We start from the raw sequence: 18,597 nt of genomic DNA on the forward strand, positions 1-18,597 counted from the left end.
GTTAAAGGAAAGGAATATAACATGAGCCATATTGCAGCATTGAGAAAAGTCAACAATTTAAAACAAGAATTTGATTTAATAGAAGAAATCTGGTCACCAAAGGTGATAGCTCAAACAAACGAATATAAGATAATCATATTGCTCGCTAAGGGTGACTTTATATGGCACACACATGAAGATGAAGACAAGGTGTTTATGGTTATTGAAGGTGAACTCCGTATAGATTTTAAAAATGATCACGTAATAATAAAGCAAGGTGAGTTTTTTGTGGTGCCTAAAGGGGAAGAAAGTAAGCCTTCGTCTAAAGAATTAACCAAGCTGCTATTAATAGAACCCTATGTAGTCACAAATTCAGGCCAATAAATTTTTAATAAAAATTGTCAGGTTGTGAATTCAGATAATAAATACCACATGTGATTTGAGATAATGCAGGGGGAGCTGAATAGCTCCCCCTGTTTCTACCACCGACGAACCGGCGTAGCCGATGCTAATTTTTTAGAAGCGTACTTTCATACCGATACCCACTTCACGCGGCTCCAGCATGTATCCTGAAATTCCACCTGCACGAGTATTTTGTTTGTATGTTGGCACCCGTTTGTCAAAGATGTTATTGCCGTAAACAAAGAGTTCCAGATAGTTGGTCGGATTATAGGATAAACGGAGATTGGACACTAAATAGGCACTGACTCGCAACTTGGGATCGTTCTGATCATTGGAGAAGTAATGATCCATGTAACGAAGATCGTTACTCAAACGAACTTTTTCGGTGATATTCCAGTCAACACCAACGTTAAACATATAGCCAGGCGCTTTAGCGAATTGTTTTCCTTCAAACGAGTTGCCGCGATAATCAGCGAATTTTTTGATTTCGGTATGAAGTAATCCAAGCCCACCACGTAAGCGAAGGTTGTCCAGCGCCTGATAATCGGCTCCCAGCTCAAGTCCATAGGTTACCGCTTTGTCGGCGTTGACAAGGATAGAACCGTTCGGTCTGTCTTTCGTATAATCCGTTACAGCACTCTGGAACCCCTTATAATCTGTATAAAAGATATTACCGGTTACCAGTAATCGGTTATTGAACGCGCTACCACGCGCAAACAACTCGTAATTCCAAGCCTTCTCCGGAGCGAAGGTGTAATAGGAATTCCCAGAGAAATTCACACCTGTACCGCCCGGCCCATAGCCTTTGCTTACCAGTGTACCGACGGTTATATCGTTAGTAATATCATAGGCGAGAGAAACTTTTGGCAGAACAGCATGGAACCCTTTACTATATGCATGATAGACGCCAGGCACATAGCTGGTGACCCCTTCATGCTTGACTTGGTCATACTGATAACGCAATCCGCCAGTCAGAGACCATTTTTCCGCAAAACGCCTCGTCGCTTCTGAGAAAAGACCAACACTAGTATTAGTCAGATCGGCGTCAGCCTTGCCCAGCGAATTATCAAGCACATTCGTGGCCTTATCACGCGAGTAATAGAGACCTGTCACTCCACTCCAGGTTGAATATTCATCACCGAAGTTCAAACGCATTTCATTGGAAACATTATTCGAATCGCGATTGGCAATACCTGGAAACTGATTTGTGAAAGTGTAGCGGTACTTCGATACAGAATATTGGAGCTGGTTGGAGAGCACCATATCGTTTTCGAACGTATATTGAAGATCTAAGATACCGACATCACTGTTAGTTTTGGCTCTGTCAAGGTTTAGCGTCTCGTTTTTCAAATCACGGTAGGGCAATGACGCCAACTCACTGTCAGGATTTTTTGCTGCCATATGGGAGTAAGTCAGTTTGGCCAACCACGGGCTATCCAGCGGTTGCCAAAGTGCCTTCACACGGACATCCAGATTTTCGAAATCTTTGTTCTTATCAGAATCGAAGAAACCGGGATTGGTATATTTAATGAACGTATTTCTGCCGCTGTAATCCATGGCGAGACGTACTGCGAGATCGTCTGTCAATGGGCTATTGACAGTAAAGGAAGCACGTTTGTTTTGGCGGCTTCCGTACAAAATCTGCCCATCGAATTCGGGGGTAAAGGTGGGATCGTTAGTTTTGACAATCACCGCACCGGCGATGCTATTTGCCCCCTGTGTCGTCGTTTGTGGGCCACGGAATACTTCTACTGAATTGACGTCCCAAACAGGCCCTCTCCCCAAACTAAACTCTGCGGAGCTGATATAGCGCCCATCAACACTGATAGTCGCTCGCGGTATAGGTTTGGAAAGAAAAGTATTCCCTCCTACGAGAGGCCCGTTTGTCTCAATACCGCGAATACTCGGCGCACTTGTATTGCTGGTATAAAGCACATTGGGTTTACCCTGCAAAATATCAACGAGGGTTGTCGCCTCAGGCTTACTCTGTATCTCCTGCCCGGAGATAACCGTGACTGAGCTTGACGTTCTCTGCAGAGATCTTTCTGTTTTTTCACCCGTTACCGTGATGACATCGGCCTCATCGCTCCCCGTTTTGTTTTTCTCTGCTTGAGTCAAAGCGGTAGCTTGGCCCCCTAAGGATGATAAGGAAAACAAAATCGCACTGCTAAGTAACACTTTTCTGCGTGAAAAAAGCAGATTCCCCATCTTTATACCAATAGGCGTGACTGTCTTTATGGACATGATTATCATTATCATTATCATTATCATTAATATTCACAGGATGCCAAATATTATGTTAATCTCCCTATTTGTCAATTGCATATTTGTCAGTTCGCTCCAAATACAGCAGCCACTGCAACGCACGTCCTGCGGGCAGCATTAGTCCCCCTATGTGGCATTTAATGGATATTGGCTCGTATTAATGCATTGTAAAAAAAGACTGTTCAGTTTGATAAAACGAGAAAATCCATGTTGAATATTGATTCAGGAAAATCATCGCACATATCCGTATCCCGTTATGAAGAACATATCTGGCTGCTACAGCAACAGAATCCTGGCCGAATTCTCAAGCAGCTCTCAGCCTGGCGGCTTCATGACAATGTTAATATTTCAATGATGGTACATGCTATTCAGACTGTTATTGAGGCAATACCGGATCTGAACGTACGCTATGAGTTAAATGATGATGGTGAGTTGCATAAAACCCGAATCGTGGGCTGGCAAGCCTGCCTTGAGTTTTTCCATGCCAGCTCACATACAGACATGATCAATCAGATGCTAGCTGTGCAAGCAGATGCTTGGGTTCCTGAACAACATCCACCCTTTAAGATTTTAATAATACAAAAAAATAATGAAGTTGTTTTATCTCTTATTTTGCACGAGATATTGGCACAAACTTGTCATGAAAACGAGATACTCGAAATACTGATCCGCGCCTATGCCGGTCACTGGGTAGAACCCCCATCCCTAAAACGTGTCTCCTTACTACCTTTCGACGGAAAGCCGACTTCTCTCATCTCCTGGCTGCGCTGTTGCAACAGTGAGAACAGCATCATTCATTCCTCTTTTAGTGTAACAGCCGGCTTGAGTAAAGATCGGCTTGCACTGCGTTGGAAAACAGGACTTAAAATTAGTGAACTGAAAACATCTCTTTCTCGCGACAAACTGATTCACTGTGTGTCGGCTGTGATTTCAGCCAGATTCGCCCAATTCATTGGCCTGCTCGGCGGTCAAGAAAAGATTGCACTTTGTCTGTTACAGTCGGACGGTTTCCGCCGCATGATTATCGAGTGTGGCATGGCGGAAGCACAGATCATCAAATCCGTCATGGATAAGCTTCAGGCGCAACCAGACGAAGACAATCTTCTCTCCGGTGCGCCCGTAACAGGGAGTGATGAGTCCTGGGTATATGTTCGGTTGCTATCTCGTCCGAATGGCCTGGTTGGACAACAGAGCTTACTGAGTCAGCCTATCCTGTTGCCAACCTATGAAATGCGGCCCGATTTTGAACTAGCAACAGAGTGTGAAGGTACAGAGGACATTAGCCTTATATTAACAACCGGCCAGGCGATTTCTGGTCATACCGGCGAGTTTCTGCTAAGTCGTTTTGTGTCATGTCTTAAAGGTGATGAAGATGCCATTGCGGGTTTAGTCGCGAACTCTGTGTCTGGCACTGCTGTGTATTCCCCTCATAACGCCCCCGGAAAGGAGATCTCCGCTGGCACAGATGAAATAGCAGCAATCATATTGTCAGAGTTCCGTGAAACTTTAGCCGTTACAGATATGACGATAGATGATGATTTTTTTGACTGTGGCGGCCATTCTCTGCTGGCAACGCGCATTATCGGTAAACTGCTTGGCACGCACGGGCTGGAAGTGCACTTCGGTGATTTCTTTAGCCATCCTTCTGCCGCCGCCTTGGCATCACGCGCAGTGATAACAAATCAGAACAAGGACGTGGAGCCTCTGGCGCAGACACAAAACGATCGTTTGATGGCTCCCTTGGCACTCGCACAAGCCTCTCTTTGGAATGCCTATAACGCTTATGAATTCGGCACCATCTTCAACCTGCCATTCGCGCTGGATTTTCTTGATGAGGTTGACGAAACGCTCCTTGAGCAGGCTTTTTCTGATCTTATCGAGCGTCATCCTAGCTTGCGCACCCGATTCCATGTTCAAAATGGTGAGGCTTGTCAGCAGATTGTCGCCATGTCGGACGTGACCAATGATAAGTGGTTCTGGCGCAGTCACGAAAGCAACGGTGTACATCTTGATGACGAAGCTGCTTATAAGTTCGATCTTTCCCGCGAATTGCCGATCAGAATACGGCTGATCCGCAATCCAGAAACCGGACGTCAAATATTGTCATTCCTCGTTCATCATATGGTTATTGATGAATGGTCATTGAATGTCCTGATGGAGGAACTTGCCCAGGCTTATTTAGCGCGCTCTGTAAGTATGGCTCCTGTGTGGAAAAAAACCGCATTGTCATTTCATGAGTTTGCTCAGCAACAGCGGGCAGACGGCTTTAATCAAAAGCATCTCGATTACTGGACTAACATGTTACGTGATGCAACGCGCGGGTTAGGACTCGCCTTATCTGACAACCGGAAGACTATCGCTGCGCATGAAAGTTCGTCAGAAGCCGGCTGGATTGAGTACAAACCTAAACCTGAAATCACGCATCGTCTTTATTCCTTTGCCCGGCAAAATAATGCATCCCTGTTCAGTGTCGTCTACGCTGCCATTGCGCTTTCGCTGCACAAACTTGGCAATCTGAAGGATATCGTGATAGGTACCTCTGCGTCGGGTCGTACCGATCCCAATACCTATGAAACAGTAGGCTATTTTACCACTATGGTTGCTCATCGGTTGCAGTTCTATCCAGAAAAACCCGTCGTCACACTGATCGAAGACACCAGAGATACTATCAATAATTCAATGCCGTATGCAGATGTACCGCTCGATATTATTCAACAATCGCTGGGAATGACACCTGAGGATGGTCTAATCTTCGACGTTTATATTCAAATTCATGCCAATAATGCGCTGAATGGCGCTCTTAAAACCCCGTCTGGCAACGATATACGCTATCGGCAAATCGATCCCGATAAAAAAGAATCCATGTTCGGTCTTCAATTCGAGATCATGGAAGATGTCATTGATGGAGAAAGAATAATGCGACTGGTGATAACTTACCGTGCGGATCGTTATCCTGAAGAACATGTCCAACGCATCCGTGAAACAATAGATAAAGTTTTCGCATTCTTCACAACACCTGAGGTCTCAAGCCTTCCCCTTGCTCAAGTTCCTGTGTGATGCCTATAGGGGTGATGAACCAACCGTGATGGGTTCGGTCAGGGGCGGTTTGTGCCTGACCGAACCATATAATCCTACTCCGATTTAAAAGAGAAAACGTTATGCGATCTGCTATTACTGTCATATTACTGTGCTTGATAGGGGCATCGGCCTTTGCCGCAACGCGGCAGGTCACGGATACCATGGGACGGGAAGTCGTTATTCCTGAGGAGCCACAACGTATTGTGGTGATGAGCGAGCCAGCTATCGGTCTGCCCCTAATGGAGCTGGGCGTTCAACCAGTCGGCAGTTATGGTCGTTCGGAAGATGGCACCTATCAGTTTGGTACAGATTTTGTCGATACTGTGCTCGGTGAAGGGTACACAAAACCACAAGGTATCAGTGCTGGCCAGGAAATCGACCTGGAAAAACTTTACGCGCTTAAACCCGACCTCATTATTGGAACAGAATTCGATATCGGCAAGGTAAAACAGCTTTCAACGGTCGCTCCTGTCTATCTGCAAAATTTCCTTTCTGGAAAATTCCATAATTTCAATATTGAAGAAAATCTGGCCAAACTGACCGGACGTGAACAGAATTTTCAAAAACGACGGGATATGTATTTACAACACATAGCGGCAACACGTGCCCTTTTGCCGGAAAATCCGGCGAATAAGACCTATCTACCGATCCTTGTAACCGATCAAATCAATGTCGTCGGCGAAGCAACTGGTTTCACTCAAGCGTTGGAAGATCTTGGTTTCACTCGCCTGAATCTCTCGGCACAAGGCGATCTTTCTGTCACCTCATCTCAACTGCTTTTACAGTTGAGTGCCGACAAATTAGGCGAACTCAATCCGGACGTTCTGGTCGTACTTAACAGTTGGGGCAGCAAGGAGCACGATGAAAACGCTATTCGCTCCGCACTTGATCGTATCGTGCCTGGGTGGGCTCACTATATGAAACCCGCTCGTGAAAAACGGATTATTTTTCTTAACGCAGGCAAAGTTTTTACCCCCACGTTTGCCAGCGCGGAACATACTCTCAAAGCCGTGGGAGAATGGGCTAAGACAAAGCAATAAAATGATCTCGTCCTCCAGAAGCTGTGTGAATTCAACATATTTTTATACTAGCTCCATTAATCAAGATTTTTCAACCACGTGAATAAACTATGAGAGAATTAACGTCAATGCAGGCGGCCTGCTGGGTCGGACGTAACGTTCAGACCGATTTGGGAGGCGTTGCCGCGCATCTTTATGCTGAATTCGACGGCTATGACATTGAGATAGAAAAATTTAAACAGGCTTTGGAACGCGTTTGTTCTCTGCACCCCATGCTAAGACTCTGTGTCAACGCTGGAGGGCTTCAGTCTGTTATTCCATCCGATGAGTCGTTGTTGCTGGAGATTGAGGATTTTAGGGGATTACCAGAACAGGAGGAGGCAAGGTTACTTCTTGTTAAACGCATGGAGTGGACTCACCAGAAGCTTGATCTTTCTTCTGGTCAGGCGTCCCGTTTTTCGCTCAGTCTGCGAGATGGCGGGAAATTTCGCCTGCATGTCGATACAGATATGATAGCTATCGATCCTTCGAGTTTCAGGGTATTAATGGAGGATCTGGCGATATTTTATGATAACCCGGATCAGCCGGCTCCGGTCATCGCGTCCTATTTCGACTGGTGCGACCAAGTGCGCACCGATCCCTATTTAAAAGCTGCCCGTGAAAGGGACAGAATCTGGTGGCGCTCACGTATTCCACACATTCCGCCTGCCCCCGTGTTGCCTATTAACAAAACTTTGACCAATCAAGCTCGCAGCCATCGTCTGGCAGCCTGGCTCCAGCCAGACGAGCGTCAGGCGTTGAAAAGGCTTGCCCGAACACACAGTATAACCATGTCGAGCTTGATGCTGGGACTTTTCTCTATTGTTCTTGGAAGGCATACCGGAGATAAATGCTTTCGGCTCAATGTGCCGATGTTCTGGCGTTCCCCCCTTGTGGATAACGTGGAGAGGATTGTCGGCGATTTCTCTAATGTGCTCATTCTCGGCGTGGGTATCAATGAAACAGAAAGCCCTGCTGATCTTTGTAAACGGCTTGGCGGGCAACTGACAGATTTGCTCGCCCATTCGACTTATCCGGGTGTGAATCTGATGCGCGATCTTTCCCGACATCATGGTGCGACGCAATTGACTCCTGTCGTCTTCACCGCGGCACTGGATATACCAAGGGGCGAGCTCCTCTCAGATCGCGTCAGGCACGCATTTGGTCCCATGAACTGGGTTATCTCACAAGGTCCTCAAGTTGCGCTCGATGCACAAGTTGCTTCCGCCGACGGTGGTATTCTCATCAACTGGGACATTCGTCTGGATATGCTGCCAGAAGAATGGATAACCCCAATGTTCGACAGTTTTGTCAATTTCGTCCGTGAAATCGCCACATATCCGCAACGCTTCGATGAGGCAATACATTCACCCGATGAAATATATTCACCCGATGAAGTAGCAGCCCCATCACCGACAGCCAGAATCAGCGCCACTGGCTCTACTGTAAAAATCGACCAGAAGAACAGCATGGAAAAACCATTAACCTCCCTGCAACTGGCATATCTGCTTGGGCGGCGAGCAGAATTACCGCTTAGTGGCGTTGCGATGCAAGAATTTCGCGAATATCGCGGACGCATGGAATTGGCACGTCTGCGAAATCACCTAACGGATATGGTTCAGCGACATGAAAGTTTGCGCACCCGTATAGATGCAAAACGACTCGTCCAATATGTTAGCGCAGAAGCGGATATCCATTTACAGCAAATCGACCTGAGCACCATGTTAAGGGAAGAGGCACTCCGTCATGTGGAAAACTACCGTGAAGAATTTGCGCATGCGCTTTTCGATTTGGATCGCTCTCCGTGGGGCATCACGCTGTTCCGTTTGCCGGAAAATAAACCGGAAGAGGATAATCTGATCGCGTTTGTTCGTTTCGACGCACTGATCCTTGATGGACGGTCTATAGCTGCCCTGATGGTAGAGCTTTTCGAGGGTAAGGTATCAATCGTGGCGGATACTGATGCCCCCTTGGATGGTGAAGATATCTCTGAAAAACGCAAGATGGATGAAGCATATTGGAAAACAAAGCTTGAGGCAGTCAGCAGTCCACTACGGTTTCCGTGGATAAAACCACTGGCACAAATAGGCACTTCCCTCTATGCACGGCAAAGCCTGATTGTAGCACGGGAAGATTATATCGCAGTGTCGAAAGCCGGCGCCAAGCAAATGCTTTTCAAGAATTCTGCCATCATGACACTGGTACTTGAGGTTATGTCCCATTGGATCGAAGAGAAGAGTTTGTTCATCGGTGTTCCCGTCGCGCCGCAGGTATCCGGTGTTTTGTGTAATCGTTCAAGTTTTATTGTGGTCAACTGGAATGCTGAACAGGGCAACCTTTCTGAGCGAGCCAACACCTTACAGAACGATGTGCTGGAAGGGCTCGAACATCTTGCATTTTCAGGTATAGATATTACCCGGCTTCTGGTTGAAAAGCATGGTGCTGGCCCTGTTTTACCGGTAGTGATTACCAACGGACTTTCGTGGCCGGTATCAGGTCAGGACAGTTGTATGCGGTTGCACAGTGGGCTGACGCAGACACCACAAGTTGCGATGGATATTCGTTTTTCGATCAATGCAGACAAAGCGCTTGTCTTTGACATTGATTATGCTACTGCGGCGATTGAATCGGCTCTCGTTCGAGATATTTTAAGCGCTATAGACAAGGCAATACAGGCCATCGCAGCTTCAGGCGTATTCGCAATTTCGGCGCAGGATATTATCGATACAAACCACTATCGATTGAATGGCATTGAAGCTGATTTTCACTGCGGGCGATTTCTCAGCCGGATAGCCACCAATATCTTCGACAGCAAAAACACCAAAACGGCACTTATCAGTGGCGACAGGCATGTCAGCTACGCCGAACTGGGGCGTAATGTGCGTCGAATAATGGGAGCTTTCATGGAGAAAGGGCTTGCCAAGGGCAGTGTCGTTGCGCTCTGTATGCACCGTGGGCCTGAGCACACGGCCGTGACCCTAGCCTGTGCGCTGACGGGGGTGATCTGGGTTCCGATAGACGCAGATTCTCCCTCAGAGCGACTGCATTATCTCCTTGAAAACTGCCATCCAGATCTTGTGGTAACAACAAAAAGAGAAGAGATTAAACATCCAGCAGAAACACCTGAAAAACTCTTGTCTGCCGAGCCCTTGGCGGAACTGCCGCTTATGCTTGACGCTCTCTCATCAAGCGAAGCGCCCGCCTACTACCTCTACACATCCGGAACAACCGGAAGGCCGAAATGCGTTGTTTTATCCAATAAATCAACATCGAATGTCATCACCAGTACCCTTGACGAATGGTCTATAACGCATCGGGATGTCTTCATTTCTGTCACGCCTTTGCATCATGATATGTCGGTCTTCGACGTTTTTGGCTGCCTGACTGTAGGTGCGACCCTTGTTCTTCCCGCTATCGGTGAAGAAAAGGATGCACTACGCTGGAACCAGTTGGTTGCCGAGCACAAGGTGACATTATGGTGCTCTGTACCCGCTATTCTGGAAATGCTTCTCGCGTGCCGCCAGGGGAATGAATTGAAAAGCCTGCGGCTGATTGCTCAGGGTGGTGATTACATCAAACCGGCTGTTATTGGTAGCCTGCGTACACTCCTGCCGTCAGTTCGGTTGATTTCGTTGGGGGGACCAACAGAGACGACTATATGGAGTATATGGCATGAAATAGGGTTGGACGACGTTAGTCTGATCCCTTATGGAAGGCCCTTACCGGCTAACAGCTATTTTCTGCTAAACAGGCATGGCGATCATTGTCCGGTGGGTGTTACTGGCCTTATTCATACGGCAGGCGTCAATGTCGCATTGGGTTATCTGGAAAACGGAATCCTCACCCAGACCAATTTTGTGACCATCAAGGATACAAACGGAGAAGAGATCCGCGCGTTCCGGACCGGTGATCATGGGCACTATCGTCGTGATGGCATCATTGTCTTCGATAGCCGTGTCAACGGTTACGTCAAAGTGCGTGGAGTACGTATTTCATTACCGGACATCGAGAATGAACTGGTTCGCCATCCATCGGTTAAGCATGTTCTTGTGGTGGACTATGGCGAGGAAATGCACGGTGAGACTTCCATCGGCGTACTTTATGTGCCGTTACAAGAGGATACTTTGTCAGGAGCAGAATTGCGCAAATATGCCTGCCAATGTCTGCCACCATCGCATATCCCAACAAGGATCCTGCCGGTCACCGAATTACCGCTCTCACCAAATGGCAAACCTGATCGCTCTAAAGCACGTAGCCTGCTGATGGAATCGGTGCATGAACAACCGCCTATTCGGCACGACTCTTTTCCTACGCGAGAAACAGCGATGAAAAAGAAGGTGCTGGAAATCTATCTGGACATACTCGGCCAATCGCACGCTAGCCACATCGATGGAGCCAGCGACTTCATCAGCATGGGGCTGCGTCCTCAGCATCTGAAAACAATTTCAGCACGGATCTGTGAGGAATTTGCGATCGTGCTTCCGCTCTCGCAACTGCTGCGTTGCCGTAACGTGGCAGAAGTCGAACAGCATCTTAATGAAAAAACTTTAGAAAACAGTCCGGATTATTAATATGAATGATATTGACCTGATCGGTATTGGTATTGGCCCCTTCAATCTGGGATTGGCGGCGCTGCTTTCGTCACACACTGATCTGACCAGCCTTTTCCTCGAACGTAAGCCTGAGTTTCGCTGGCATGAGGGTCTCCTGTTACCCGGTACAACGCTGCAGGTTCCATTCCTGGCGGATCTGGTAACAATGGCAGAGCCTACACACCCTCTGAGTTTTCTTAATTATCTTCATAAGCATGATCGTCTTTACAAATTCTACTATTATGAAAACTTTCAGATCCCACGCCAGGAATATGACCATTATTGCCGCTGGGTGACGCAACAGCTTCCCTCCTGCCAGTTCGGTGAAAATGTCATTGATGTGGCTTATGATCCGGTTTCCGATCATTTCATTATTGAAAGTAAGTCTCATACGGGATCGACGCATCAGTATTACAGTCGTAACCTTGCTATCGGTATAGGAACCGCTCCGTTTCTGCCTGAGTGGGCTAAAATCCAGACCAAAGCGCCTATCTTACATTCGGCAGAGTTCATAAACAGACGTGCACAGCTCTCAACGTGCCGGCGTGTCACGGTAATTGGTTCAGGGCAAAGTGCTGCCGAATGCGTGCTGGCGCTCTACAAGGCGTTGACGCCTGAAATGATAGAGGCCGGTGCTTCAATCCAGTGGATTACCCGATCTGCTGGTTTTCATCCTATGGAATCGTCGAAACTCGGTCAGGAATGTTTCACGCCAGCCTACATGAACCATTTTCACAGTATAACAAGAGAGAAACGCCGCAAGATCGTGGCGGGTCAGGGGGGACTTTATAAAGGTATCAGCTACTCAACTATCGCAGATATCTTCGACATTTTGTATGAAGGCTCCATCGGCGGTCGTGATCCAGGACTTTTACTTGTTTCAAACTGCGAAGTCGTGCAGGTGGAAAACACTGGAGACTCTGAGGCATTGCGGGTCGTTTTTCGTCATCGGCATCTCGATAAAGTCGGCGTCATTGAAACCGATGCTATTGTCGCTGCAACAGGTTATGAGCATACCCGCCCTGAATGGTTAGAAGGACTCAAAAATACAGTGCTTGCAACCGACGATTATGGTGATCTTATTGTAAAAGAGGACTTTAGTGCTCAGCGCCTTGACAAAGGAAAAGGCCTTATTTTCGTCCAGAATACTGAGATTTTTCAGCATGGTATTGGCTCTCCCGATCTGGGGCTTGGCGCGTATCGCAATGGGATTATTGCCAACCAGCTTCTTGGACGAGAGTATTATCGCTTGCCTCAAAACTCGTCATTTCAGAGCTTTGGTCTGCCAGAGTGTCACGATACCGGAGATAAAGATGACATTGTCCGTTGCCGATAAGAACAGGCTAGATGCGTTTTGGCATTACTGTGTTAAAAACCAGTATTTTAATATCGGCTATCCTGAGTCCTCAGATTTTGATTATTCTTATTTACAGAGATTCATGCAGTTCTCTCTCAATAATTGTGGTGACTGGGGAGCGGAGTGCAACTATCTTTTAAACTCTTTTGAGTTCGAAAAAGAGGTCATGAAATACTTTGCTGAACTGTTCAAAATCCCTTTCGAAGACAGTTGGGGTTATGTTACCAACGGAGGAACGGAGGGTAATATGTTCGGCTGCTATCTTGGGCGAGAACTATTCCCGGAGGGAACACTTTATTATTCAAAAGATACGCATTATTCGGTGGCAAAAATCGTCAAGTTACTGCGTATCAAATCTTGTTTAGTAGAATCCTTACCCACTGGTGAGATAGATTATAACGACCTGATACAGAAGATCATCGCCCATAAAGAACCACACCCAATCATCTTTGCCAATATCGGCACGACATTGCGCGGTGCGGTGGATAACATAAAGATCATTCAACAAAGTATGCAGCAAGTCGGTATCACTCGCGAGAATTACTATCTGCACGCTGACGCAGCCTTAAGTGGGATGATCTTGCCATTCGTAGAGAACCCGCAGCCTTTTACCTTTGCAGATGGTATCGACTCCATCTGTGTCTCTGGGCACAAAATGATAGGTTCCCCCATTCCTTGCGGGATTGTTGTTGCAAAACGGAAAAATGTTGAGCGTATTACAGTCGATGTTGATTACATTTCGGCTCAAGACAAGACTATCTCAGGTTCACGTAATGGCCAGACACCACTAATGATGTGGGCGGCCATTCGCAGTCACTCGTTTGCCGATTGGCAACGCCGCACCAAACACTGCCTAGAGATGGCACAATATGCCGTCAAGTGTTTCCGTGCTGCCGGAATAAACGCTTGGCGTCATGACAACTCCATTACGGTGGTATTTCCATGCCCGTCGGCAGCCGTCTGGAAGAAGCATTGTCTGGCAACGTCGGGAAATGTTGCACACCTAATCACCACAGCACATCATCACGACAGTAGTAAAATCGATGTATTAATCAACGATGTCATTGCTGAATCGCGCCAGATAACTCAAGTGCAGGATACTGTCATAGATGCTGTTATGTAAGAGGTAAAAACAACTACATTGGGGCTTACCCTGTGATTTTGGTATGCTAGCCAAATGATAACTATTACACTGTAATTTATTTTATATAAGATAAATTGAAGGAGCCTTTGGTGCTTACAGCAAAAAATATCACCGCAACTTACGGCAAGAAAACCGTATTGCATGATTTGTCAGTAGACTTTGCCCAAGGGCGCATCACTGCACTCGTCGGGTCTAATGGCTGCGGTAAGTCGACACTTCTGAAGTCCATCATGGGTTTCATCCCCCTGAAAAGCGGAGAAATTCTGTTGGAAGGTAAGCAGATTACAGGGATAGGTCGCAAAGCGCTGGCTCGAAAAGTCTCTTATCTGCCGCAGGAATGCCACTGCCCGGATTACATGACACTGGGAGAGTTGATCGAGCTGGCAGCTAGTGGGCGCAATTCACTTTTCGGCGGGCCATCCTCACGGGATCGCAAATTGTTTCATGATGTACTGGAAATCGTCGGCTTGGCCGATAAGGCAGGCTCTCAAGTCAACTCCCTTTCAGGAGGGCAACGCCAGCGCGCTTGGGTAGCGATGGTGCTCGCACAAGACACTGACATCATTCTTATGGATGAGCCAGTGAACCACCTAGATATCAAATATCAATACACAGTGCTTAAATTGGTTCGCGATCTCTCACTCCAGCACGGAAAAACCATCGTTGTGGTGTTACATGATTTAAATCTAACAACGACTTTCGCCGATGATGTAGTGATGCTGAATACTGGCAGCGTTATTGCAGCAGGTGCTGTTAATAAAACGATAACGGTAGATAATATCCAGCGCGTATTCGATATTCCGGCCGATATTTTCAGTTACAACGGCAGCCTTATTTGTCAGCCTTATCCGGGCATAAACCACCCTGGAAATCAGTCCGGAGTATGACGATGAAATCCAGTCTGTTCTTTATATTCGCATCTTTTGTATTGCTGCTGATCTTTCTTTCTAATCTCTCTTTTGGCGTGAATATTGCGTCAATTTCACAAATTTATGCAGCCTTAACACAGTCCGAACCGCAAGACTATGAGCAGGCAGTTATTTTATACCAGCGACTGCCACGGGCTTTGATTTCTGTTTATGTCGGTGCGGTGATGGCATGCAGTGGTCTCGTCTTCCAAGGGCTTATCCGCAATCCACTGGCCTCCTCATCAACATTGGGAATCAATGCCGGTGCGACAATGTTTGTCATAATAGGTGCAATCAGCTTTGGGTTCGATCTGACATTACAAGGCATAGCAGCCCTTGTCGGCGGGTTATTCGGCTTTCTGTCATCTCTTGCAGTATCTCGCCTGGCGGGCGTTAACGGCGTTTCTCGCAACTTGCTACTGATACTGTCAGGCACATTAATAGCGATGCTTTATCTTGGGATAAGCAATGCTGTTCTTCTTGCCTATCCTGCATTAAGAACCGAATATTTGAGTTGGTTAGCAGGAGCTATCAATCATGCCTATATCACAAGACTTAACCATTTCTGGTGGTTCGGTATACTGGCCTTGATGGTACTTTTATTACTGGCACGTCCACTGACACTTATTCTGCTCGGTTACGAAAAGGCGCTTTCGATTGGCGCGAATGCAACGCTTGTTTCACGCATTGCACTGATTTCAGCCATAGTTGCATCCAGTTCTGCCGTTGCCATATGCGGTCCGATTGGTTTCGTGGGGCTGGTTGTACCCCATATTGTCAAGCCTCTGATTGGTCAGAATTTTATGCTGTCGCTGCCAGCTTGTGCTCTGACGGGGGCAAGTATCTGCCTGATTGCCAATCTCTGTGCGCAGACACTCTTCCAGCCTTATGTCATACATACCGGTATTCTGATGGATTTTTTGGGAGGGCTGTTTTTTATCTGGCTCATCAGAAAACGCTATCTTTCAACAACATCGGAGAGATCGTTATGAACTTCGATCAGGCAACAGACGGACAAAGGGTATTACGTTTCGCCAATGGATTGCAAATGCGTACTCGTGATATAAAAGTCGGTTTATGCCTATTTACCATCACGATCATACTCGTGGCTATTTCTTTAAACGTCGGGGTTACGAACGTTGGTATACGTGAATTCATACATATGCTTTTCGGATATTCCCTTGATCACCAACAGTTTTATGCACTCTGGGTTGTACGGATACCTCATATTTTATTGGGTCTGATGGTGGGTTGGTGCGCAGCCCTTGCCGGTGCTATTTTGCAGCCGATTGCCCGCAATCCGCTGGCCGATCCCGGCCTTTTTGGCATAAGTCAGGGATCTATGACGATGATCATAGTCTTGCTGGCGTTTGTTCCTTCCGCTCCTAAGATGCTGATCGTCGTTGCTGCATTGGCTGGCGGACTGATTGTCGCGTTATTTTTGACTTTGCTCGTCGGCAATAATCGTGCAAGTGGCTTGGCAATTTTGCTGATGGGGATTGCCGTCTCATCCGTTCTTAGTTCTGTCAGCTCTTTTCTTATTCTCTATCTTCCGACAGAGTTATCCTTGAATCTTGCTGGATGGATGCAAGGATCGTTGTTTCAGGCCAGTTGGTCAATTATCGCCTCATTCATCCCATTATTCTTATTGAGTATTATCGGAATTCTGATCACTGGCCCCGCGTTAAACCGCTATGAGCTTGGAAACGAACTTGCTATGTCCCTTGGAGAGCCTATCAAATATTCCCGTCCGTTGTTGATGATGTTTTCTGTCCTGTTAAGCGCAGCGTCTGTCACCGCAGTAGGACCATTGAGCTTTTTGGGGATACTGGCACCACATCTGGCCAGCTTTATTTCATCGGCCACAGGCCGTGCCCGACTGTTTCTTTCCGCTCTGGTGGGCGGCAATCTGGTCGTCACCGCGGATATCATGACGAAAGCAGCACCCTCAGGAGTCTTTCTCCCTGTCGGTTTGAGCTTCACACTCATTGGTGTGCCCCTGTTCATCCTGACGATGCGGCTGAGCGCACTACGTAATCGCTGAATATCTGGGGTTCAGTAACCCGCCAAGTTCATCGCTGTCAAGGCAGAAGAACAACAGGCGATCCTGGCACTTCACCGAATGCGTCAGCAATTGGTGAAGTTCAGAACCGCCCAGATAAACGCGCTACAGGTATGTTGCAATGACGTTTGTATCTCTTTTCGGATTTACGTTAATGTTTTTCACAATATAATTGCGTTTAAGGTGCTACGATGAAGGTATTACAGAAATCTAATTGGTCCAAGTATTGGTGTAAAGTCACTATTATTTTTTTAAGCCTGAGTATCTGGCCGGGAATCTGAGATAGTAATCCTTATACTATATTCGAACTCAAACCATTAAATGTAACCGAGTCGGGTCAATCAGCAAATTTTGAGTTATCTCTTGGGCATTATTCTGCCACCATTACCAATCTAGATAGCATCATTGAATTTAAGGGTATTATGACTGTTGTTTGGTTCACCTCTCGTGATCCGAAAATTTAGGTTTTGTCGCATTACCGTAATATTTCAAGTAAGCTATAGTGCAGGAAGAGTATCCTTGCCAGCACGAGGCTGTTCATAATACATGTAAGATGTTGGCATAGCGTGTTTTCAAACGCTGACGGGAACTGACTTCGGATTTAATGCTGGTGAGAAAGTTGTCAAATCCACATCATATATACGAATATGATTCGTATATATATTATTAATTAATGGGTTAAGTAAGAAATGATATTTAATTCTTTTTGTTCTTCATGTGATTATTATCATCGGAACAATAACTAAATGCAAAAAATGCAATTATAGATGGAATTATTATCGTAAAAAATAACCAAATCATTTTGATGCCCCTTAAATAGATAGATTATTGCAAAGACTGTATTTTATGTTGCATCAAAAAGCAAAGACTATTTACTCAACAATTCATAATAGACAGACGTCAATTACAATGCATTTTGATTATGTATTGCATGGTGTTATAAAATCATAATATCTACGCTCCCATATATATTTTCATAATAGTGAGAGTATCAGCATGTGGTGTTTCCTTACCCCGCGCACCGCGCAAGGTAAGGAATACTCCTATTATTTTGAAAAAAATCCATATAGCAGAAATAGCGTTTTGCATGCTTTTTCCGCATTTTGTGCCTATCTAAATTATTATAGAAATTAGTGTTGATTATTAATTGTAATACACCGTACAGTCATACGTCGAAATATACGGCGGTTGATATAACCCGCCCGTGATATTTCCAACTTTCATTTGCAGGGTGATCCTACAGTCTGCTGGAACATTCGATCCTATAGCATTGACAGTAGTCGAGCTGCTGGCTACATCCAGAAATGCTTCCCATGCAGCAGAATTATTCGGAGTGGTAATAACAAGACGCAACGTGCTTTGATTTTGCCAACCAGTCCAATTGAGTCGATTATAATTACACAGAATGGTGTTCACAACTCCCCCCGAAGGATTCTGTCCGCTTAAAGGAACCAGTGTCGCACCAGAAATAAACACTCTTCGCAAATAGCCCCCATGACGTTAAGACGGCCTTTAGCATGCCAGTCGTGTGTACCCAAACAGCGCCGCCCTTTTTCCGAATAGCCATATAGACGTGGCATCGATTGCGCAAAACCACTTTCATCTAAATAAATAATCGGTTTACCTGCCTGTTCATAGTCGCTGAGGCGCTCAATAAACGCCTGACGGAGCTGAGGGTTAGCGCGAGGGTGTTTTAACGTTTTTTTTACGGCTGAGTCGCAGTCGTTTCAACGCGTAATGAATAGCCGACTG

12 protein-coding genes and 1 pseudogene are annotated in these 18,597 nt (G+C 46.3%); 10 read left to right on the plus strand and 3 right to left on the minus strand.

Annotated elements, in window-relative coordinates; all coding sequences use genetic code 11:
* Window positions 1-21: 21 nt before the first annotated feature.
* Window positions 22-363, plus strand: a complete 342-nt coding sequence (locus AAC147_RS12810) for a cupin domain-containing protein (RefSeq protein ID WP_047681624.1) — start codon at window positions 22-24, stop codon at window positions 361-363.
* 132 nt (window positions 364-495) lie between these two features.
* Here AAC147_RS12810 and AAC147_RS12815 read toward each other — a convergent pair whose 3' ends face one another.
* On the minus strand, window positions 496-2,625 hold the full coding sequence (locus tag AAC147_RS12815) for a TonB-dependent receptor (RefSeq protein WP_197056379.1): 2,130 nt from the start codon (window positions 2,623-2,625) through the stop codon (window positions 496-498).
* A 228-nt stretch (window positions 2,626-2,853) separates the two neighbouring features.
* On the opposite strand from AAC147_RS12815, the gene AAC147_RS12820 reads away from it, so the two are divergent.
* The 9 genes and pseudogenes from AAC147_RS12820 to AAC147_RS12860 all read left to right on the plus strand — a co-directional run.
* Complete coding sequence (locus tag AAC147_RS12820) at window positions 2,854-5,703, plus strand: condensation domain-containing protein (RefSeq protein ID WP_052189537.1); 2,850 nt, start codon at window positions 2,854-2,856, stop codon at window positions 5,701-5,703.
* A gap of 101 nt (window positions 5,704-5,804) precedes the next feature.
* Entirely contained in the window at window positions 5,805-6,764 is a 960-nt protein-coding gene (locus AAC147_RS12825) for an ABC transporter substrate-binding protein (RefSeq protein WP_047681630.1), read from the plus strand.
* Window positions 6,765-6,853: 89 nt separating this feature from the next.
* Window positions 6,854-11,353, plus strand: coding sequence for an amino acid adenylation domain-containing protein (locus tag AAC147_RS12830; RefSeq protein ID WP_072032512.1), 4,500 nt, complete (start codon window positions 6,854-6,856; stop codon window positions 11,351-11,353).
* A gap of 1 nt (window position 11,354) precedes the next feature.
* The gene (basC, locus tag AAC147_RS12835; protein ID WP_052189542.1) at window positions 11,355-12,710 is read left to right on the plus strand and encodes a putative histamine N-monooxygenase; all 1,356 of its coding nucleotides are present in this window, start codon (window positions 11,355-11,357) and stop codon (window positions 12,708-12,710) included.
* On the plus strand, window positions 12,688-13,854 hold the full coding sequence (locus AAC147_RS12840; protein WP_047681633.1) for a histidine decarboxylase: 1,167 nt from the start codon (window positions 12,688-12,690) through the stop codon (window positions 13,852-13,854). Before basC ends, AAC147_RS12840 begins: the two co-directional genes overlap by 23 nt.
* A 110-nt stretch (window positions 13,855-13,964) precedes the next feature.
* Window positions 13,965-14,762, plus strand: coding sequence for an ABC transporter ATP-binding protein (locus AAC147_RS12845; protein WP_047681636.1), 798 nt, complete (start codon window positions 13,965-13,967; stop codon window positions 14,760-14,762).
* Between the two features lie 2 nt (window positions 14,763-14,764).
* Window positions 14,765-15,775, plus strand: a complete 1,011-nt coding sequence (locus AAC147_RS12850; protein ID WP_197056380.1) for a FecCD family ABC transporter permease — start codon at window positions 14,765-14,767, stop codon at window positions 15,773-15,775.
* On the plus strand, window positions 15,772-16,827 hold the full coding sequence (locus AAC147_RS12855; RefSeq protein WP_047681642.1) for a FecCD family ABC transporter permease: 1,056 nt from the start codon (window positions 15,772-15,774) through the stop codon (window positions 16,825-16,827). The genes AAC147_RS12850 and AAC147_RS12855 overlap by 4 nt, the downstream gene beginning before the upstream one ends.
* Window positions 16,828-16,851: 24 nt before the next feature.
* A pseudogene (locus AAC147_RS12860) lies at window positions 16,852-16,956 on the plus strand (IS110 family transposase); the annotation flags it as partial.
* Between the two features lie 1,032 nt (window positions 16,957-17,988).
* On the opposite strand, the gene AAC147_RS12865 reads toward AAC147_RS12860, so the two are convergent.
* Entirely contained in the window at window positions 17,989-18,330 is a 342-nt protein-coding gene (locus AAC147_RS12865) for a hypothetical protein (RefSeq protein WP_197056381.1), read from the minus strand.
* On the minus strand, window positions 18,288-18,425 hold the full coding sequence (locus AAC147_RS12870) for a transposase (protein ID WP_231571412.1): 138 nt from the start codon (window positions 18,423-18,425) through the stop codon (window positions 18,288-18,290). The genes AAC147_RS12865 and AAC147_RS12870 overlap by 43 nt, the downstream gene beginning before the upstream one ends.
* Between the last annotated feature and the right edge of the window lie 172 nt (window positions 18,426-18,597).

Origin of the sequence: Xenorhabdus sp. NBAII XenSa04, from assembly GCF_963866145.1 — a bacterium.
Classification (GTDB): domain Bacteria; phylum Pseudomonadota; class Gammaproteobacteria; order Enterobacterales; family Enterobacteriaceae; genus Xenorhabdus; species Xenorhabdus indica.